This window comes from Streptomyces vulcanius (assembly GCF_042653945.1).
Classification (GTDB): domain Bacteria; phylum Actinomycetota; class Actinomycetes; order Streptomycetales; family Streptomycetaceae; genus Streptomyces; species Streptomyces mangrovi.
The window spans coordinates 99,676-117,484 of the sequence record NZ_JBHSFK010000004.1 but is presented as its reverse complement, the minus strand read 5'-3'; the positions used below and the strand labels follow the sequence as shown (position 1 = coordinate 117,484).

Below are 17,809 nucleotides of genomic sequence, written 5' to 3'. Positions count from 1 at the left end.
CGGGCTCAGGCGGCGGACCAGTCGCGCAGTTGGCGGGCGATGCGGGCGACGCCGAGCGATCCGGCGGCGGCGTCGCGTACGAGTGCGACGGCTGCCTTGGGCGCGTAGTCGAGTTCGTGTGCGTTGAGGATCAGATAGGCCTCGGTCGCGTGCCAGGCGAAGGCCTCGCCCGAGTGTTCGAGGCACGGAAGTTTCGCCAGGGTCTGCAGCAGCGCGGCGGCCTTGAGAGGTACGGACCCGTAGATGTCGCGCTCCATCGCCCTGGCATTGACCCGGGCCACCGCGGCGTAGAGCGGCCCGTAGTCGTCGACCTGGGGATCACCCTCCAGCAGTTCGGCGGCATGCAGCAGAAATGTCACGTCGAGCGGATGGAACGGCTCCGGCTGGGTCACGCGGCGTGGCCTCGCTCCTGATGGCCGAGTTCCCGCTGTGCCTCCTGCTCGGCCGCCCGCTGCTCGCCGCTGGGGTCCACACTGCTGGGCTCAGCGGCGAAGGCCGCGCCACTGCGGGCCATGGACGCCCTGAAGCCCTCGAGGAAGCGCTGCTCCACCGCGGTCGCCCGGTCGTAGGCGGCGGAGAGGATGTACTCCTGCATGCTGACGCCCGCCTGCTTCGCGGCTGCCGCGATGGCCGCCCGCTGCTGAGGGTCGGGAAAGCGGAGATTCATTGCCTTGGGGTCCGACATGGCACCCACGGTACCAGTGGTACCACGGCCTGTCCCGGAAACGTCACTGCCCTCCGTGGAGTTCACGCGTCCGCCGCCCCCAGCACCAGCACCTGGATCGCCAGTACGGCGGCACCCCGCGCCCAGTCGTGGAAGTCGGAGACCTTGGTCTCCAGGTCGACCGGTGCGGCCAGGGGATGCCGGTTGCGGCGGATGGTCTCCTCCACGGTGCCGCCTGCCACGTCCATCAGGCCGACCCCCTCCCCGGCGAGCAGGATCTTCTGGGGCATGGCGAAGTTGGCGATCTGGGCCACGAGGGTGCCGAGGGCGCGGGCGGCCTCGTCGACGACGCGGGCCGGCATGGGGTCACCCGTGGCGGCGAGCGCGAGGATCTCCTCGTAGCCCAGGTCGCGGCCCGTGGCGGCGTGGATCTGGTAGCGGATGCTGGAAACGGTCAGCAGCGAGACGGCGCTGCCGCGTTGGCCCTCGGGTGTGAGGGGGCCGTGGGGATCGAGGATCCACTGGCGGCCGAAACCGCGGTCCTCCTCGGCGGTGGGGACCCGCTTGCCGCCGAGGACGAGCCCGTACCCGATGCCCGCGCCGATGGTGAGCACGACGAAGCGGTCGAGTCCTCGTCCGGCGCCGAACCAGGTCTCGGCCTCGACGAGGGCGGCGACGTCGTTCTCGACGACCACCGGCAGCCCGGTGCGCTCCTCGACGTACTCGGCCAGGGGCACGTTCCGCCAGTGCAGGAAGGGGGACTCGTCGACCGTGGCGCGGTCGTGCACCAGCCCGCCCACGCCGATACCGATTCCGGCGAGGCGCGGATGGTCACGGGCCAGTTCGGCGGTCATCTCCGCGAGCAGGCCGGCTACTTCGGCGGGGTCGTGGGTGGTGAGGGGGCGGTCGTGACGGGCGACGATGTCACTCCTGAGGGTGGTGACGACGCCGTAGACCATCTCCTCGGTGATCTTGAAACCGAGGAAGGAGCGGGAGTCGGCCACCACGTCCAGCGGCTGCGAGGGGCGGCCCTGGCGCGCCTCCGTCGAGGTTCCCGACTCGGGGACCTCCACGAGCAGGCCCGATTCGATCAGCGGCTTGGTCAGCCGGGTGAGGCTGCCGGCCGACAGGTCCAGCCGGCGGGCGAGTTCCGTGCGCGACAGCGGCCCGTGGACGAGGACCTCGATCGCCACGGAGCGTTCGCCCGAGCTCAGCGGCAGCCAGCTGGCGGCACGTGCGGTCATGAGGTCGCTCCCCGATCATTTTTTTCGAAACGGAAACAACAAGGTCACTGTAGGTGGAGTGTGGACGGTCGGGAAACAATTTTGCGCGACTCTTGACGTACTGATTCTTTCGCATCGAAAGTAAAGGCCATCCGAGGACGAGCCGCTTCATCCGAGGGAGTCTGCCGATGACCGTCGCCACGAGGGCCAGGACCGAGAACCGGGGAGACGGACGTCTCGCCGCGGTGTTCATCGCACCGGCTCTGATCGGTTTCACGGTCTTCCTGCTCTGGCCCACGCTGCGGGGAATCTATCTCAGCTTCACCCGTTACAACCTGCTGACCCCGGCCGAGTGGGTGGGCCTGGACAACTATGTACGCATGGTCAACGACCCCATCTTCTGGGACTCGTTGAAGGTCACCGTCGAGTACGTCGTCATCAACATCGGCGTCCAGACGGTCGCGGCCCTGGCCATCGCCGTGCTGCTGCAGCGGCTGACCCGGTCGGCGCTGCTGCGCGGCATCGTGCTCACGCCGTACCTGATGTCCAACGTCGTGGCCGGTGTGGTCTGGCTGTGGATCCTGGACACCCAGCTCGGCATCGGCAACGAGATCGTCTCGGGGCTCGGTTTCGAAAAGATCCCCTTCCTGGCCGACGAGACCTGGGCGATCCCGACCATCGCGCTGATCAACGTCTGGCGGCACGTCGGCTACACCGCACTGCTGCTGTTCGCCGGTCTCCAGGCCATCCCGGACCACCTGTACGAGGCCGCCAGGGTGGACGGCGCCGGCGAGGGGCGGATGTTCTGGCGGATCACGCTGCCGCTGCTGAGACCGGTGCTCGCGGTCGTGCTGATCATGACCGTGATCGGTTCGTTCCAGGTGTTCGACACCGTCGCCGTGACCACGGCCGGCGGACCGGCCAACGCCACCAACGTGCTCCAGTTCTACATCTACGGCGCCGCCTTCGGCCGTTTCCAGTTCGGCTACGCCTCGGCGATGTCCGTGGCCCTGCTGGTCGTGCTGAGCGCGATCACCTTCGTCCAGTACCGGCTCACCCGGGCCGGCCAGACCGACCTCGGCTGACGGAAGGGAGCGACCGACATGGCTGCCGTGGCAATGACGACAACCGTACGGCCCGCCAGGCGCCGGCCCTCCGTGGGCCGGATCGCGGCCTGGGTGGTGATGGCCGCGATTCTGCTGATCACCCTGCTGCCGTTCTACTGGATCCTGCGCACCGCGCTGTCCACCAACCCCGCACTCGCCGCCGACCCCGCCGACCCCCTGCCCGTCGGCCTGACGGCCGGCGGCTTCGAACGCGCCCTGGGGCTGCAGTCCACCAAGGAGGCCATCGCCCAGGGCGGTTCGGGCGGCGGGCTGAGGTTCTGGCGCTATCTGCTCAACTCCGTGATCGTCTCGACCCTGGTCACCGGCTGCCAGATCTTCTTCTCCGCCATGGCCGCGTACGCCTTCGCACGGCTGCGGTGGCGCGGCCGGGACAAGGTGTTCGGGCTGTTCCTGGCCGGGCTGATGGTGCCCGCGATCTTCACCCTGCTGCCGAACTTCGTACTCATCAAGCAACTCGGCCTGGTGGACACGCTGTTGGGCATCGCCCTGCCGACGATGTTCATGACGCCGTTCGCGGTGTTCTTCCTGCGGCAGTTCTTCATGAACATCCCGAGCGAGGTCGAGGAGGCCGCCCTGCTCGACGGCGCCGGAAAGGTGCGGATTTTCTTCCGGGTGCTGCTGCCGATGGCGTCGGCGCCGATCATGACGCTGACCGTCCTGACGTACATCACGTCCTGGAACGACTACTTCTGGCCCCTGATGGTCTCCTACAGCGACAGCTCCCGCGTCCTCACGGTGGCGCTCGCGATCTTCCGGGCGCAGACCCCGGCGAGCGGCACCGACTGGTCGGGCCTGATGGCGGCCACGCTCATCGCCGCGCTGCCGATGCTCGTGCTGTTCGGCTTCTTCGCCCGCCGCATCGTCGGCTCCATCAGCTTCACCGGCATCAAGTAAGGGGACGCACATGCGAGTTCGTATGCGTACGGTCGTGGCACTGACCGGCGCGCTGACCTTGTCCCTGGTGAGCGGATGCGCCAAGGGCGGCGGGGCCGGGTCCTCGTCCCACACGGTGACGTACTGGCTGTGGGACGCCAACCAGCAGCCCGCCTACCAGGCGTGCGCCAAGGGATTCGAAAAGGCGAACCCCGGACTGCACGTCAAGATCACCCAGTTGGGCTGGGACGACTACTGGACCAAGCTCACCGCGGGTTTCATCGCCGGCACCGAGCCGGACGTGTTCACCGACCACATCCAGAAGTTCGGCCAGTTCGCCGACCTGAAGGTGCTCGAGCCGCTGGACGGCCTGGGTATCGATCCGGCCGCCTACCAGAAGGGCCTCGCCGACAACTGGATCGGCCAGGACGGTCACCGCTACGGCGCCCCCAAGGACTGGGACACCGTCGCCCTCTTCTACAACGAGAAGCTCGCGAAGGCCGCCGGCCTCACCGCCGGGCAGCTGGGCGACCTGTCCTGGAACCCGCAGGACGGCGGCACCTTCGAGAAGGCCGTCGCCCACCTCACCGTCGACCGGAACGGCAAACGGGGCGACGAGCCCGGCTTCGACAAGAACCACGTCAAGACGTACGGCCTCGCCAGCAACGGCGGCGGTGACGGCGACGGCCAGACCCAGTGGAGCAGCTTCGCCGCCTCGGCCGGCTGGACCTACACCGACAAGAAGCGGTGGGGCACCGAGTACCAGTACGACAGCAAGACCTTCCAGTCGGTGATCAACTGGTACTTCGGGCTGGCGAAGAAGGGCTACATGGCGCCCTTCACCGCCTACAACATCCAGTCCAGCCCGGGCAACGCCCAGGTGGCGGCGGGCACGGCGGCGGCCACCTTCGACGGCGCCTGGATGATCTCGACGTACGCCGGATTCAAGGGCATGAAGATCGCCACCGCGGTCACTCCCAAGGGGCCCACCGGCAAGCGCGCCACGATGATGAACGGCCTCGCCGACTCCGTCACCAAGAACGCCCGCAACAAGCCGGGCGCCCTCAAGTGGGTGAAATACCTGTCGTCGGACGAGTGCCAGAAGACGGTGGGCGGCTACGGCGCCGTCTTCCCCGCCACCCCAGGCGGCACGAACGCCGCGGTGGCGGCGTACAAGAAGAAGGGCATCGACGTCACGGCCTTCACCAGGCCCGTCGCCGACCCGAAGGACTTCGCGACCTTCTCCTATCCGATCACCAACTACGCGGCCGACGTGTACGCGTTGATGCACCCGGCCATGCAGGACATCTACGGCAACGGCAAGTCCGTCGGCAGCCTCGACCGGACCAACAGCCAGATCAACCTGATCCTCGACCAGTGAAGGGCACGCCTCACATGACGTTCTCGCTCGGCATCGTCGGCGCCGGCCAGTTCTCCGGCCAGTTCGCCACGCTGTTCCAGGCCCACCCCGGCGTCGGCGACGTCCACGTCACCGACCTGCTGCCCGAACGGGCCGAACAACTGGCCGCCGCGCACCGGCTGGCGGGCACCTTCCCCTCGTACGAGGCCATGCTGGAGTCCCCGGACGTCGACGCGGTCGCGATCTTCACCCAGCGCTGGACCCACGGCCCCCTGGTCCTCCAGGGACTCGAGGCGGGCAAGCACGTGTACTCCGCGGTCCCCATGGCGATCACCGCGGAGGAGATCGCGGCGATCGTCGACGCGGTCAAGGCGACCGGACTGACGTACATGATGGGGGAGACCAGCCAGTACAACCCGGCCACGGTCTACGCCCGCAACCAGATCGCCAAGGGCGCGTTCGGACGGCTCTTCCACGCCGAGGGCGACTACGTCCACGACATGGATCTGGGGTTCTACGAGGCGTATCAGTACAGCGGTGGCGAGAACTGGAAGGCGACCGCCAGTTATCCGCCGCTGCTGTACCCGACGCACTCGGTGGGCGGGGTGCTGGGTGCCTGGCAGACGCACGCGGTGAGCGTGTCGGCGATCGGGGTGGTCGACGACCGGGGCGACGGTGTCTTCGACAGGTCGGTCAGCCAGTTCGACAACGACTTCTCCAACGCCACCGCGCTGTTCGAAGTGGCGGGCGGAGGGTCGTTCCGTACGAACGAGTTCCGGCGGGTCGGCTACCCCTCGCACATTCGGGAGTCGCGTTTCCGGTTCTTCGGGACGGAGGGGAGCGTGGAGCAACTCGCCACGGTCGCCCTGTGGCAGGACAAGAACGGGGTCGAGGACATCAGCGAACTCCTCGAACCCAAGCCCACCATGTCCCCCGACGACCCTTCCCTCCAGCACATCGCGCCGGAACTGCGCGCCGCCTTCACCTCGGGCTCGGCACTCGTGCACGACCGGTCACGGCTGCCGCGGGAGTTCGACAACCTGCACAACGGGCACGAGGGCAGTCACCACTTCCTGGTGGACGACTTCGTGACGGCGGTCAACACCCGTACCCTGCCGTCGGTGAACGCGTGGGTCGCCGCCCGCTACACCCTGCCGGGCATCGTCGCCCACGAGTCGGCGCGGTGGGGCGGGGTACGGCTGGAGATCCCGGACCACGGAGACGCCCCGGACGCCTGACGCTCCGGCGCGGCCAGTTCGGGATCACGACCTGCCCACGGTCAGATCCGAGCCCGTCAGCCGTACCCGGATGCCGTCCTTCTCCACGCGGACGTACCGCAGCCGCACGTCCCCGTGCTTCGGTTCGGGCAGTTCGAAGGCCAGGGACAGCCGGTCGGCGAGGACCGGTCGGGTGAGCTTGGACAGGGCGTCGAGGAGGCCGGGGTCGAGGCCCAGGCCGCGGAGCACCTCGGGGTTGTCCAGGGCCAGGTCGATGAGGTTGAGGCCCTGCGCCTGGCGGGCGAAGCGCGGGGAGCCGGTCAGCTCGGCGAGCTTGCCGTCGTCGCCCAGGGCCTCGCGCCCGGCCGCCTCGGACACCCCCAGTCGCCGCACGACGGCCGGGACCGACAGCAGCGCCTTCGCCTTACGGGTCTCCCGGGCGAGGCCGGCGGACGCCTTCGGTGTCAGGTGCAGGCCGTCCGAGGCGCCCGTGCCGGGGCGGTACGTAGCCAGGTCCCCGATGTCCAGGCGTATGCCGCCGATCTCCGTGCCGATGCCCCGCTCGCCCTGCCGCTGGATCGTGGCCTCGGCGCGCAGCCGCAGATCGTGCCCGGCGACCGGAAGGGTGCCGCGGGCCCGGACCTGGTCACGGCCGTCACCGGTGAACATCACCTGGGACGCGCCGAGTTCGCGGTTGAGGTCGGCGAAGGACAGCAGGACGTCGCCGTCGAACCGGGGCACACGGGCGCCGCGCACGGAGGTGAGCCCGTCGGCGTCCAGCCGTATGTCATGGGCCGTGGCCGACACCTTCGCCAGTGACACCCGGTCGGCCGCCACGTCCGGCACGGTCACCCGCACCGAGTCCAGCCGCTGGTCGGCGAGTTGGGTGAGGAAGGGGAAGCCGCCGATCTCCACCTCGGGCGCCGCGGCCAGACTCAGCTGGTCCTTGAGGGTGTCGGCGGTCCGGTGCTCGGCGTACAGCAGTGCCCAGCGGTCGGCGAGGGCGGCGAAGGCGGCGAGGACGACCAGGCCCGCCACCGCCTTCACCGCGAGCGGGAGCCCGGCGAAACGGCCCCGCCGACGCCGGCCGCCGCGGCGGTGGACGGGCGGGGTCCACTCGGGTTCCGGCTTCCGCTCGGCCCATTGCCCGGCGCCGCCGCCCTCGACGGGGAAATCGTCCAGAGGGCCGTCGTCGAGGTCGGCGAGTTCCTCGTAGGGGTTGCGGGGTGCTGCGGAGGGGTCGTGGGGACGGTGACGCGGATCCATGCGGTGGGGGGTGCGCATCGACTCATCCGAACATGCGCACCACCCCGGCCCGCAACCTGAGGCCCGGGCATGAGACTTAGTTCACGATCACGGCGTCCGTCAGATGTCGAACTCGTGGTCCCGGGTCTCCGGCAGGGCCAGCAGGCACAGGAGGCTCAGCAGGCAGAGTCCGCCGGTGTAGAAGCCGAGGACGAGCGGTGACTCCCAGCGGCTGTTCAGCCAGGTGGCGACGAGCGGGGCGAAACCGCCGCCGAGGGTGTTGGCCAGGATGAAGGCCGTGGAGGCGCCGGTGTAGCGCAGCCGGGCCGGGAAGAGTTCGGGCAGGAAGGCCGCCACCGGGGAGAACATCAGCGCGAGCAGCATGAGCCCGACCGTGTAGGCCCCGGTGATCACCCAGGCGTCGCGCGAACTCAGTGAGGCGTACATGGGCACCGCCCAGACCACGCAGCCGACTGCTCCGGTCAGCATCACCGGGCGGCGGCCGATCCGGTCGGCCAGCCTGGCGGCCGGGAGGGTGAGGGCGATTCCGGCCGCCGAGCCGACGCTCGCGGCGGTCAGCATCGTGTTCTGCGGGATGCCGAGTTCCTTCGGTCCGTACGACAGGCTGTAGACGATGGTCAGGTAGTAGACGGCCGAGCCGCCCAGTGCCGCGCCGATGCCGAGGAACAGCCGGCCGGGGTGCAGGGCGAGCAGCGTGCCGAGCGGGAAGCGGGCCGAGGGGGTCTCGGGCCGTGCGGGTGCCCGGGTGAACACCGGTGACTCGGCGACGGTCGTACGCACCCACAGGCCGACGACGACGAGGACGGTGCTGAGCAGGAACGGGATCCGCCAGGCCCACTCGGTGAAGGCGTCCCGGCCGAGGATGTTCAGCGTGGGCAGGATGACCGCGCTGGACAGCAGGAAGCCGAGCGAGGGACCGGCCTGCGGGATGGACGCGTACAGCGCGCGGCGTCCGGGCGGCGCGTGCTCCGCGGCGAGCAGCACCGCACCGCCCCACTCGCCGCCCATGCTCACGCCCTGCAGCAGACGGAGCGTCACCAGCAGTACGGGGGCGAGGAGTCCGGCGGTCTCGTACGTCGGGAGCAGTCCGACGCCGACCGTCGCCACACCCATGAGCATCAGGGAGAGGACCAGAGCCCGCCGTCTGCCCAGCCGGTCGCCGATCGTCCCGAACAGGACGACGCCGAGGGGGCGGGCGAGGAAGGCCGCCGCGAACGTGAGGAACGCGGCCAGCGAGGAGATCGTGGCGTTGCCGGAGGGGAAGAAGGCGGGGCCGAGGACCAGCGCGCTGGCGGTGCCGTACACCGCGAAGTCGTAGTACTCGATCGTCGTGCCGACCAGGCTCGCGGCCGCGACCCGCGACGCCGGCGGTGATGCCGACACGGGCGCTCCGGCGCCGATCGGATCGGAAACGATCTTATGGGCGGTATTGGCCGGTAATTCAGGCATGGGTAGTCACTTCCGATACGTGGGGGAGGGGGCGGCCTTGCGGGTAGCGCCAGTCGGAGTGCCCCCGGCACCCTAATCTCGGAAATCCCGGAATTCAATTCCAGTGGAAAAAACTTCTCGCCGAAAATACGCCCATTTACACGTGGCATCGCAGTAAAGCGGCTCATTGTGCATGGAAGCAACCGGAACAGCATGCGTGGACGGCGTCAACCCGTGGTACCTGTCAGGGAGCTATCAACTAGCTATGCGAATCGGGGTATGAATATTCAACAGGGGTCACGCCTTGCCAACGGTCGATAACTCGCGGAATGCTGATCGCGGGGTAACTTGAAACTTCTACGACCATCGTTTTTCGGACATGGCGACCGCATCAGGCTGCTTTGGTTCGACATTCCTGAATGCGGTCTCCAGGCTGGGAAGGCACATTACCCATGCTGAAAACCGGCAAGTTATTACGCCTGAGAAGACTTTCACTCGCGGGGGACGGCCGACATCTGTTCGTGCCGCTGGACCACAGTGTTTCGGACGGCCCCATCGTCCCCGCCGACAAGTGGGACGACCTGTTGCGCGCGCTGGTGGACGGCGGTGCCGACGGGATCATCGTGCACAAGGGACGGGCCCGCGCCTTCGCTCCGGACGTCCTCAAGCGCTGTGCGCTGGTGGTGCACCTGAGCGCCAGTACCGCCTGCGCCGGCGATGTCAACGCCAAGGTGCTGGTCGCCGACGTCGAGGAGGCGCTGCGGCTCGGCGCGGACGCGGTGAGCGTCCACGTGAACATCGGCTCGGACACCGAGGCCCAGCAGCTCGCCGATCTGGGAGCGGTGGCCCGTTCCTGTGAGGCCTGGGGCATGCCGCTGATCGCGATGGTCTACCCTCGCGGTCCGCGGATCGAGGACCCGCGCGACCCGGCGCTCCTCGCCCATCTGGCCAATGTCGCCGCGGACCTGGGCGCGGACATGGTGAAGACCTCCGTCGCGCTGCCGCTGGAGCGGATGGCCGAGGTGGTGGCGGGCAGCCCCATTCCCGTGCTCGCGGCCGGCGGTCCGCCGGACGGCTCCGACCTCGTCGAGTACGGCACCGCCGTGATGGCCGCCGGCTGCAGTGGGCTGGCCATCGGCCGCCGGATCTTCTCGGCCGCCTCCCCCTACGCACTGGTGTCCCAGCTCTCCGCGGTCGTGCACGGCGAGAACGGCATCGCCGCCGATATGAGCATGACCGCCACAACCCCCCACTACTCGACGATCGTGGCAGGTGTCGCATGAGGTTCGCGTGGATCGATCTCCGTGAAGTACCCCGGCCGCAGCTCCAGGCGGTGGTGGACGCCGCCGTCCACGCCCGGATGGCCGGGGTGGTCTCCGCCGACGCGGAACTCCTCGGCACGCTGCCCCCGACCGTCACCCGGGTCCTGGTCGCGGAGGGCACCGCCACGACCGTCCCTGGCAGGAAGCCGGGCGACAGGAGCGACAAGGGTGACAAGGTCGACAAGGAGAGCAAGGAGGCGAAGGACGGCAAGGAGCCGAAGGCCCCCGGCATCGACCTCCTGCTGCGGAAGTTCACGACCCAGGAAGAGCTGGACGCCCTCGCCGCGGACAACCGCCCCGCCGGCCCCGGCACACCCGTCGCCGGCTACATCGGCGTACGGGACGACCGCACCCTGCGGCTGTCGTGCTCGGGCGCCATGGCGCTGCCCTACACCGTCATCCACTTCGCCGACCCGACCAAGATCCCGCTGGAGATCGTGCTCGCCGCCGCCGAGTCCGCCGAGGGCAAGCTGGTGACCGTCGTCGACGGTCTTGAGGAGGCCGCGATCGTCTTCGACGTGCTGGAACGCGGCTCGGACGGCATCCTGTTCACACCCCGCAGCGCCGACGACGTGTTCGCGCTGGCCCGGCTGTTGGAGGCCACCACACCGCAACTCGAGCTGTCGACGCTGACCGTGGAGAGCATCCGGCACGTGGGACTCGGCGACCGGGTCTGCGTGGACACCTGCTCCCACTTCGAGGAGGACGAGGGCATCCTCGTCGGCTCGTACTCCTCCGGGTTCGTGCTGTGCTGCAGTGAGACCCACCCGCTGCCGTACATGCCCACCAGGCCGTTCAGGGTCAACGCCGGTGCCCTGCACTCGTACACGCTCGGACCCGACAACCGCACCAACTACCTGAGCGAGGTGGGCTCCGGCAGCGCCCTGCTGGCGGTCGGCGCCGACGGGCGTACCCGGCGGGTGGTGGTCGGCCGGGCCAAACTCGAATCCCGGCCGCTCCTGGAGATCCGCACCCACGCCGAGGACGGCCGGCTGGTCAGCCTGACCGTGCAGGACGACTGGCACGTACGGGTGCTCGGGCCGGGCGGGAAGGTCCTCAACGTCACCGAACTGCAGAAGGGCGACGAACTCCTCGGCTATCTGGCCACGGACAAGCGCCATGTGGGCCTGCCCATCGGCGAGTTCTGCAAGGAGGTCTGAGCATGAGATCCCTGGTCCTGAGCCTTCTCGACGCGCAGGACGACGACCGTCTCCCCTATCTGATACACCGACAGGAGACGGTCAACCGGGGCGAGTTACGGGAGCGGGTGGACAAACAGGCCGCCGTCTTCGCCGGATACGGCATCGGCCCGGGCAGCACGGTGGGGCTGCGGACACCGCCCAGCTTCACCCAGGCCGAGGTGCTGCTGGCGTTGTGGCGGCTCGGCGCCCAGGCGCTGCTCTTCGACTTCCGGCTCAAACCGGCGGAGGTCGCGGGGCTGTGCGCCGTCTGCCGGCCGCAGTTCATGGTGAGCGCGGGTACCAACGTCCAGGCGACGTTCGGCTTCCGGTCCGAGTACGAGGTCGTCACCGAGCGGCGGGGCGGCGGCCGCCCTGCCACCACCGACCACGGGCTTGTCCAGTTCAGTTCGGGCTCCACCGGGCGGCCGAAGGTGATCGGCAGGACCGCCCGGTCGCTGGCCGCGGAGGTCGACCGGTTCGCCCTGATACCCGGCATGCCGGGAACGGGCGACCGGCTGCTGCTGCTCAGCTCGACGGCGCACAGCTTCGGCCTGGTCGCCGGGCTGCTGCACTCCCTCGCGGCCGGCGCCTGTGTGGTCTTCGCTCCCCGGATCTCCGCCCGCGACATCCTGCGGACCGCGGTGGAGCACCGGATCACCGCCCTGTTCGGCGTGCCGATGCACTACGAACTCCTCGCCGCGGCCGTCGATCCCCCCGCGCTGCCCGACCTGCGGGTCGCGGTCTCGGGCGGCGAGCTGATGCCCCCGCAGACCGCGGCGCGGTTCGCCGAACGCTACGGGGTTCCGGTCGGCGAGTCCTACGGGACCACGGAGACCGGCGTGGTCGCCATGCACACCGACGGCAGTCTGCGGCCCGCGGTGGGCCGCCCCGCTCCGGGAGTGGTGCTGCGCGCGCACCGGGGCGAACTGGACGTCGCCGTCGAGGAGTCGCCGTACCTCTACGATTCCGGCGGCACCCAGTACGCGGACGGCTGGCTGCACACCCGGGACCGCGCCACGGTCGACGGCTCCGGGACGGTGCTGGTGCGGGGCCGCGCCGACTCCCTCGTCGTGATCGGCGGCCTCAAGGTGGACCTCACCGAGGTGGAGAACGTGCTGCGCGAGCACCCGGCGGTCGAGCAGGCGGTCCTGGTCCACGAGGGCGTCACCGAGGCGTACGTCGTGCCGGCCGCCGGGGCCGGGCAGCCGTCCGCGGCGGAACTGCTGCGCTGGTGCCGGGAACGCCTGGCCGACCACAAACTGCCGCGGGTGATCCGGCTGCTGGAGTCCCTGCCCCGCACGTCCAACGGGAAGCTGCTGCGCCAGGCGGCGGCTCTACAGGCGGCGGCGGGCGGCGCGTAGTTCCGCTCCTCACTCCTTCCGACCCTTCACGTGGAGACAACGATCATGAGCACGTCGACCCTGGAAGACGAGATCCGCGAGTTCGTCCTGACCGCGGTCATAGACGAGATGAACATCCTGACGAGCCGCGACGGCATCACGGACGAGAGCCCGGTGACCGTCGGCGGGCTGGACGTGGACTCACTGAGCCTGATCGAGCTGACGCTGCGGCTGGAATCACGGTTCGGCGTGGAGATACCGGACACCGACATCGAGCCCCTGGCGTCCCTGACCCTCGGCGGGCTCGTCGCCGAGGTCGTCCGACGCGGTGCGAAGGCATGAGCACGAGCACCTTCACCACCGACACCGTACGGGAACTGCTGGCGGACCGGAACATCTTCCCCGGGCTGCCCGACGACCTCGAAGAGGACGCCGAACTCGTCCTGGACTCGCTCGGGTTGGTGTGGCTCCTGCATGTGCTGGAGGAGCGCTACGGCCTGGTCGTGGAGCCCAGCGACGAGGACATCGCGGGACTGACCTCGCTCCGGCGGCTCACCGACTACCTGCGCGCCGTCGGCCTGGACCCCACCGAAGGGAGCGACCGCGATGAGCGGTGAGGTCACGGTGACCGGATTCGGCGTACGCACCGCGTTCGGCACCGGCGCCGAAGCCCTTCGGCGCGGTGTCTTCGCGGGAGTTCCCGCTTTCGCGCCCACCACGAGGTTCGACACCGGCCCGTACCGTACGCCGATGGCCGCCGCCGCACCCGACGGCCCCGACGCGGTCGAGGACTGGGCACTGCGCCACGCGCTCGCCGAATGCGGTACCCAGGCCCTCGACATGGCGGGCCTGCGCCCGGGCACGGAGGCGGCGGTCCTGCTCGGCATCGCCGGTGACCACACCGCCGTCACGCGGTACTGGCGAGGCGCTGAGAAGACCCCGGCGGCAGCGCGGCGCACCGCCGACGCCGTACCCGCGCGGCTCGCCGAACTGCTCGCCGCGCAACTCGGGTCGACCGGGCCGCGGCTGACCTTCACCAACGCCTGTGTCGCCTCCGCCGCCGCGATCGTCCACGCCTGCCGGCTGATCTCCTCCGGGCGCACCGACGTGGCGGTCTGCGCGGGCGGCTACCTGGTGGAGGAGGAGACGTTCGGGAAGTTCGACTCCGGGCGGGCGCTGTCCCGCGACGGCGTGGTACGCCCGTTCAGCGCCGACCGGAGCGGACTGCTGCTGGGCGACGGAGTGGCCGTCGTCGTCCTGGAGTCGGCCGAACACGCCCGGCGCCGGGGTGCCCGGCCGCTGGCGTCCGTGGTGGGGTGGGGCGCGGCGACGGACGCCCACCACATCGCCCAGCCGCACCCGGAGGGCGTCGGCCTCGCCCGCGCGGCGGCACAGGCGTCACGGCTCGCCGGCGACCCCGACGGTGCGGCCCTCGGCTATGTCAACGCCCACGGCACCGGCACCAAGTACAACGACGGGGCCGAGACCCGCGGCCTGCGGGCGGCCTTCCCCGAACGCGCGGAGTCGATACCGGTCAGCTCCACCAAGAGCACCACCGGCCACCTCCTGGAGGCGGCGGGCGTCGTGGAGTTCGTGATCACGCTGCTGGCCCTGACGGACGGCGTCCTGCCGCCGACCGCCGGGTACACCACGGCGGATCCCGAGTGCGACCTCGACTACGTGCCGAACCGGCCGCGCGAGGCCGACCTGCGCCGCGCCCTCACCGTCAACGCCGCCTTCGGGGGCGCCAACACCGCACTCGTCCTGGAGCGGCCGTGACGACCAAGCCCCTGCTGCGCTCCGCCCTCGGCGTCCTCGCCACCGCCACCGCGACCCACGGCACCGGGCGGGACGACGACATACCGCTGCCGAGGCTGCCCGGCTTCGTGGAGTCCGCCTTCAGCCCGTTGGCGTACGAGGTGAGCCGCCGGTGCCTGACCGAGCACCCCGGCGACGGCTCACGCACCGCCGTCGCGCTGGCCGGTCTGATGGGCGACACCACCACCGCCGACCTGGCCAGCAGCCGCATGGTCTCCGGCAAGGTCCACAACCCGCTGCTGTTCATGCAGGCCACCCCCAACTCCGTACTGGGCCACACCAGCCGGGAGTTCGGGATCACCGGGCAGATGTTCAGCGTCTCCACCCTCGACGACCCGGTGACCGAGCTCCTGGCCATGGCGGATCTGCTGCTCGAGGACCCCGAACTGGACCGCGTCCTGGTGCTGGGCGTGGAGCTGGGCGGCGGCGAGCGGGTCACCGCCGTCCACCGGGAACTGACCGAGGGCAGCGGCCGTCCGGTGCCCGGCCTCCCCGCGGTCGCCGGACTGGCGGCGGCGGCCCTGCTCGGCCGGGCCGACGCGGGCGCGCCGGTGACCGTCGCCCCGGACGCCTCGTCCGCCTCGGGCAGGGTCCCCCCGCACGACGACGTACGGCGTCCCGGAAGCATCCAGGGCCTGTTCGAGCTGGCCGCCGTCCATCGGCGACTGCTGCGGGAAGGCGGCAGCCACCGCCTCACGCCCTCCGCCTTCCTCCTCACCGCCGACATCACCGCCGACATCACTGCCGACAGAAACGAGAGCGACTCCCATGCTCATCAGTAGGCAGGAGCGGGCGCGGATCTGCTCCGACACCGAACTGGGCGCAGGCAACGTCCTGGAGCGCCTGAAGGCGTACGGCCGTCCGCTCGACGAACCCGTACTGCGCACGGACGGCGGCTGGCGGGCACCGGACGGCAGCCGTCCCCAGGTACTGACGCTCGGCCGGCTGCACGAGGTGGTCGAGACCTACGCGGGCTGGTACGCCGCCCAGGGCGTGCGGCCCCGCGACCCGGTCGCCGTCCACTCCCACTCCAGCGCCGAGTTCGCGGTGAACTTCCTGGCGCTGACGTCCCTCGGCGCGATCCCGTCGTTCGTCAACGGCCATCTGGCCCCGGAGACGGCACGCGCCTACGTGAGCCGGCAGGGCGCGGTCGGCGCCTTCACGGACGAGAGCCACCGGGCGGTACTCGCCGACTCCGGCCTCGGTTTCCGCGTCACCGCCGAGGACATCCGGCCGGAGCACCGCGCGTCGCTGCCACCCGCCTACCCGTACCGGCACGACCCGAGTGACCCGGTGCTCATCTCGCACTCCTCCGGCACCACCGGCATGCCCAAGGGCGTACCGCACACCCACCGGACGCTGATGTACGCGCAGTTGCACCGGCTGCGCTACTCCACCGGGACCGACATGGAGCGCACCCTGGTGGGGCTGCCCGGCGCGCACAACGCCATGGTGGCGACCCTGCTCTACTGCCTGCTGCTGCGCACCGACATCATGCTGCTCTCCAGCCGGCGCGGCGCCGAAGTGCTCGACGCCGTCGAGGAGTTCCGGCCGACCACCGTGCTGGCCTTCGCCGGCACCTTCGGCGAGATGGCCGCCGAGGACCTGACGAAGCGTGACCTGTCCAGCGTGCAGGTGTGGTTCAACACCGGGGACGCGGCGCACGAGGCGCACATCCGCGCGCTCGTCCAGCACGGCGGCCACATCGAGGTCCGCCGCGACCTGAGCCACGTACGTGTGGACGGCTCGGTCTTCGTGGACGGGCTCGGCTCGTCGGAGGCCGGCTACTCCGTCTTCCACAACCGGCACACCAAGGACACCTCGGCCTACTCGCGCTGCGTCGGCAGGCCGATCAGCTTCGCCGAGGCCGCCGTGCTCGCCGAGGACGGCACCCCGCTGCCGCCGGGACGGACCGGCCGCCTCGGCCTGAAGTCGCCGACGCTCACGCCCGGTTACTGGAACGACTCGCTGACCTGGAACCGGATGCGGCTCGGCGGCTACTGGCTCACCGGGGACCTCGCCCACATGGACGAGGACGGCAACTTCTACCACCTCGACCGGGCGCCGGACGCCATCCGCACCCGCGCCGGCATCGTCTTCAGCACCCGCACCGAGGAACTCCTGCTGGCCGAACTGCCCGAGCTGGCCGACTGCACGGTCGTCGGCGTCGCCCCGGACGGCGTACGGGCGGACTGGGACGGCGACGGAGAGGCGGAGGCGTACGCACTGCTCCAACTCGCCGACACCGCCGACGACTCGGGGGAGACGGTGTGGACCGGGCGGGCCAACGCCGTGCTGGCGGCGGCCGGACTGCCGCCCGTGGCACGGGCGTTGCGAATGGAGCCGGACGAGGTCGCCAAGGGCGCCACCGGCAAGGTTCTCAAACGAGTGATGCGCGACAGGTTCGCCGCCAAGGAGCAGCACGCATGAGCACGAGTACGGGCACCGACGGCACTGAAGGCGTCAACCACCGCGCCCGGGCGGGGGAGGCGTACCGGCTGTGGTGGCAGCACGACGCCCACTGGTACCAGGGAGTGGCCGCGCGGTTCGGACAGCAGGCCGCCAACGAGATCAACGCCGAGGCGCTGCGCAAGGTCGCCCTGCACGTCGCGGAGCGCGTCGCCCGCCGATCCGGACCGCTCCCCGACAGCGGAGACACCGGCAAGGACCTGGAGGAGCTGCGCCGCCGCTACGACGAGTGCGGTGACCGGATGTTCCCGCCGGAACTGCGCAACGCCTCCACCGAGGTGGAGGCCGACGACACCATCGTGCTCACGCTGAAGCGGAACTTCGCCGTCACCATGGTGCGGATGGCCGGTGCGCTGGAGGGATACCGGTGCCCGTGCACCGACATCCACGCGGGCTGGTCCGAGGGGCTCGGCGTGACCCTGACGGAGAACCGGGCCGAGAGCTGTCTGCGCGACGGGGACAAGGCGTGCCGCCTGCTGATGCGGGTCGCCACTCCGGTCGCCGCGGGCGGGGAGGGCTGA

At 70.3% G+C, this 17,809-nt stretch carries 18 protein-coding genes; 13 read left to right on the top strand and 5 right to left on the bottom strand.

The genetic code is table 11. The features are described 5' to 3' along the window. Positions 1 to 5: 5 nt before the first annotated feature. From ACFPIH_RS07465 to ACFPIH_RS07455, 3 genes are all read right to left on the bottom strand, one after another. Positions 6 to 392, bottom strand: a complete 387-nt coding sequence (locus ACFPIH_RS07465; protein ID WP_381169428.1) for a fic family toxin-antitoxin system, toxin component — start codon at positions 390 to 392, stop codon at positions 6 to 8. Next, on the bottom strand, positions 389 to 685 hold the full coding sequence (locus ACFPIH_RS07460; protein ID WP_381169426.1) for a type II toxin -antitoxin system TacA 1-like antitoxin: 297 nt from the start codon (positions 683 to 685) through the stop codon (positions 389 to 391). The genes ACFPIH_RS07465 and ACFPIH_RS07460 overlap by 4 nt, the downstream gene beginning before the upstream one ends. A 62-nt stretch (positions 686 to 747) precedes the next feature. Next, complete coding sequence (locus ACFPIH_RS07455) at positions 748 to 1,908, bottom strand: ROK family protein (protein ID WP_381169424.1); 1,161 nt, start codon at positions 1,906 to 1,908, stop codon at positions 748 to 750. A 167-nt stretch (positions 1,909 to 2,075) separates the two neighbouring features. Here ACFPIH_RS07455 and ACFPIH_RS07450 point away from each other — a divergent pair, with 167 nt between their 5' ends. Genes ACFPIH_RS07450 through ACFPIH_RS07435 form a run of 4 tightly spaced genes read left to right on the top strand, consistent with a single transcriptional unit; the run spans position 2,076 to position 6,485 of the window. Continuing rightward, positions 2,076 to 2,972, top strand: a complete 897-nt coding sequence (locus tag ACFPIH_RS07450) for a carbohydrate ABC transporter permease (protein ID WP_381169422.1) — start codon at positions 2,076 to 2,078, stop codon at positions 2,970 to 2,972. Positions 2,973 to 2,990: 18 nt separating this feature from the next. Further along, positions 2,991 to 3,908, top strand: a complete 918-nt coding sequence (locus ACFPIH_RS07445; RefSeq protein ID WP_381169420.1) for a carbohydrate ABC transporter permease — start codon at positions 2,991 to 2,993, stop codon at positions 3,906 to 3,908. Positions 3,909 to 3,918: 10 nt separating this feature from the next. Beyond that, positions 3,919 to 5,268, top strand: coding sequence for an ABC transporter substrate-binding protein (locus ACFPIH_RS07440; RefSeq protein ID WP_381169418.1), 1,350 nt, complete (start codon positions 3,919 to 3,921; stop codon positions 5,266 to 5,268). A 14-nt stretch (positions 5,269 to 5,282) separates the two neighbouring features. Continuing rightward, positions 5,283 to 6,485 carry a Gfo/Idh/MocA family protein gene (locus ACFPIH_RS07435; RefSeq protein ID WP_381169964.1) on the top strand — a complete coding sequence of 401 codons (1,203 nt, stop codon included), beginning with the start codon at positions 5,283 to 5,285 and terminating at the stop codon, positions 6,483 to 6,485. A gap of 24 nt (positions 6,486 to 6,509) precedes the next feature. Here the strand turns inward: ACFPIH_RS07435 and ACFPIH_RS07430 are convergent, their stop codons facing one another. Both ACFPIH_RS07430 and ACFPIH_RS07425 read right to left on the bottom strand, forming a co-directional pair. Beyond that, positions 6,510 to 7,748: an LmeA family phospholipid-binding protein gene (locus ACFPIH_RS07430; RefSeq protein WP_381169416.1), complete on the bottom strand. Its 1,239-nt coding sequence runs from the start codon at positions 7,746 to 7,748 to the stop codon at positions 6,510 to 6,512. An 81-nt stretch (positions 7,749 to 7,829) separates the two neighbouring features. Further along, a complete protein-coding gene (locus ACFPIH_RS07425) occupies positions 7,830 to 9,179 on the bottom strand; it encodes an MFS transporter (RefSeq protein ID WP_381169414.1) in 1,350 nt (449 codons plus the stop codon). Positions 9,180 to 9,610: 431 nt separating this feature from the next. Between ACFPIH_RS07425 and ACFPIH_RS07420 the strand changes: the two genes are divergently transcribed. From ACFPIH_RS07420 to ACFPIH_RS07380, 9 genes are read left to right on the top strand one after another with little or no spacing between them, the layout of a single operon-like run. Further along, entirely contained in the window at positions 9,611 to 10,441 is an 831-nt protein-coding gene (locus ACFPIH_RS07420) for a 2-amino-3,7-dideoxy-D-threo-hept-6-ulosonate synthase (RefSeq protein WP_381169412.1), read from the top strand. Further along, on the top strand, positions 10,438 to 11,640 hold the full coding sequence (locus tag ACFPIH_RS07415) for a 3-dehydroquinate synthase II family protein (protein WP_381169410.1): 1,203 nt from the start codon (positions 10,438 to 10,440) through the stop codon (positions 11,638 to 11,640). The genes ACFPIH_RS07420 and ACFPIH_RS07415 overlap by 4 nt, the downstream gene beginning before the upstream one ends. Positions 11,641 to 11,642: 2 nt before the next feature. After that, positions 11,643 to 13,022 (top strand): class I adenylate-forming enzyme family protein, encoded by a 1,380-nt coding sequence (locus ACFPIH_RS07410; RefSeq protein WP_381169408.1) that lies wholly within the window; start codon positions 11,643 to 11,645, stop codon positions 13,020 to 13,022. A 45-nt stretch (positions 13,023 to 13,067) separates the two neighbouring features. Further along, positions 13,068 to 13,343: an acyl carrier protein gene (locus ACFPIH_RS07405; RefSeq protein ID WP_231976156.1), complete on the top strand. Its 276-nt coding sequence runs from the start codon at positions 13,068 to 13,070 to the stop codon at positions 13,341 to 13,343. Continuing rightward, positions 13,340 to 13,618 carry an acyl carrier protein gene (locus ACFPIH_RS07400; RefSeq protein WP_381169406.1) on the top strand — a complete coding sequence of 93 codons (279 nt, stop codon included), beginning with the start codon at positions 13,340 to 13,342 and terminating at the stop codon, positions 13,616 to 13,618. Before ACFPIH_RS07405 ends, ACFPIH_RS07400 begins: the two co-directional genes overlap by 4 nt. Further along, the gene (locus ACFPIH_RS07395; protein ID WP_381169404.1) at positions 13,608 to 14,780 is read left to right on the top strand and encodes a beta-ketoacyl-[acyl-carrier-protein] synthase family protein; all 1,173 of its coding nucleotides are present in this window, start codon (positions 13,608 to 13,610) and stop codon (positions 14,778 to 14,780) included. The genes ACFPIH_RS07400 and ACFPIH_RS07395 overlap by 11 nt, the downstream gene beginning before the upstream one ends. Beyond that, complete coding sequence (locus tag ACFPIH_RS07390; RefSeq protein ID WP_381169402.1) at positions 14,777 to 15,601, top strand: hypothetical protein; 825 nt, start codon at positions 14,777 to 14,779, stop codon at positions 15,599 to 15,601. The genes ACFPIH_RS07395 and ACFPIH_RS07390 overlap by 4 nt, the downstream gene beginning before the upstream one ends. Then, positions 15,588 to 17,249: a class I adenylate-forming enzyme family protein gene (locus tag ACFPIH_RS07385; protein WP_381169400.1), complete on the top strand. Its 1,662-nt coding sequence runs from the start codon at positions 15,588 to 15,590 to the stop codon at positions 17,247 to 17,249. The genes ACFPIH_RS07390 and ACFPIH_RS07385 overlap by 14 nt, the downstream gene beginning before the upstream one ends. Next, complete coding sequence (locus ACFPIH_RS07380) at positions 17,246 to 17,809, top strand: hypothetical protein (protein WP_381169398.1); 564 nt, start codon at positions 17,246 to 17,248, stop codon at positions 17,807 to 17,809. The genes ACFPIH_RS07385 and ACFPIH_RS07380 overlap by 4 nt, the downstream gene beginning before the upstream one ends.

Excerpts from the sequence above, each read along its gene's own strand:
- ACFPIH_RS07460 (WP_381169426.1), bottom strand. The coding sequence starts at position 685 with ATGTCGGACCCCAAGGCAATGAATCTCCGCTTTCCCGACCCTCAGCAG.
- ACFPIH_RS07455 (WP_381169424.1), bottom strand. The coding sequence starts at position 1,908 with ATGACCGCACGTGCCGCCAGCTGGCTGCCGCTGAGCTCGGGCGAACGC.
- ACFPIH_RS07450 (WP_381169422.1), top strand. The coding sequence starts at position 2,076 with ATGACCGTCGCCACGAGGGCCAGGACCGAGAACCGGGGAGACGGACGT.
- ACFPIH_RS07445 (WP_381169420.1), top strand. The coding sequence starts at position 2,991 with ATGGCTGCCGTGGCAATGACGACAACCGTACGGCCCGCCAGGCGCCGG.
- ACFPIH_RS07440 (WP_381169418.1), top strand. The coding sequence starts at position 3,919 with ATGCGAGTTCGTATGCGTACGGTCGTGGCACTGACCGGCGCGCTGACC.
- ACFPIH_RS07435 (WP_381169964.1), top strand. The coding sequence starts at position 5,283 with ATGACGTTCTCGCTCGGCATCGTCGGCGCCGGCCAGTTCTCCGGCCAG.
- ACFPIH_RS07430 (WP_381169416.1), bottom strand. The coding sequence starts at position 7,748 with ATGCGCACCCCCCACCGCATGGATCCGCGTCACCGTCCCCACGACCCC.
- ACFPIH_RS07425 (WP_381169414.1), bottom strand. The coding sequence starts at position 9,179 with ATGCCTGAATTACCGGCCAATACCGCCCATAAGATCGTTTCCGATCCG.
- ACFPIH_RS07420 (WP_381169412.1), top strand. The coding sequence starts at position 9,611 with ATGCTGAAAACCGGCAAGTTATTACGCCTGAGAAGACTTTCACTCGCG.
- ACFPIH_RS07415 (WP_381169410.1), top strand. The coding sequence starts at position 10,438 with ATGAGGTTCGCGTGGATCGATCTCCGTGAAGTACCCCGGCCGCAGCTC.
- ACFPIH_RS07410 (WP_381169408.1), top strand. The coding sequence starts at position 11,643 with ATGAGATCCCTGGTCCTGAGCCTTCTCGACGCGCAGGACGACGACCGT.
- ACFPIH_RS07405 (WP_231976156.1), top strand. The coding sequence starts at position 13,068 with ATGAGCACGTCGACCCTGGAAGACGAGATCCGCGAGTTCGTCCTGACC.
- ACFPIH_RS07400 (WP_381169406.1), top strand. The coding sequence starts at position 13,340 with ATGAGCACGAGCACCTTCACCACCGACACCGTACGGGAACTGCTGGCG.
- ACFPIH_RS07395 (WP_381169404.1), top strand. The coding sequence starts at position 13,608 with ATGAGCGGTGAGGTCACGGTGACCGGATTCGGCGTACGCACCGCGTTC.
- ACFPIH_RS07385 (WP_381169400.1), top strand. The coding sequence starts at position 15,588 with ATGCTCATCAGTAGGCAGGAGCGGGCGCGGATCTGCTCCGACACCGAA.
- ACFPIH_RS07380 (WP_381169398.1), top strand. The coding sequence starts at position 17,246 with ATGAGCACGAGTACGGGCACCGACGGCACTGAAGGCGTCAACCACCGC.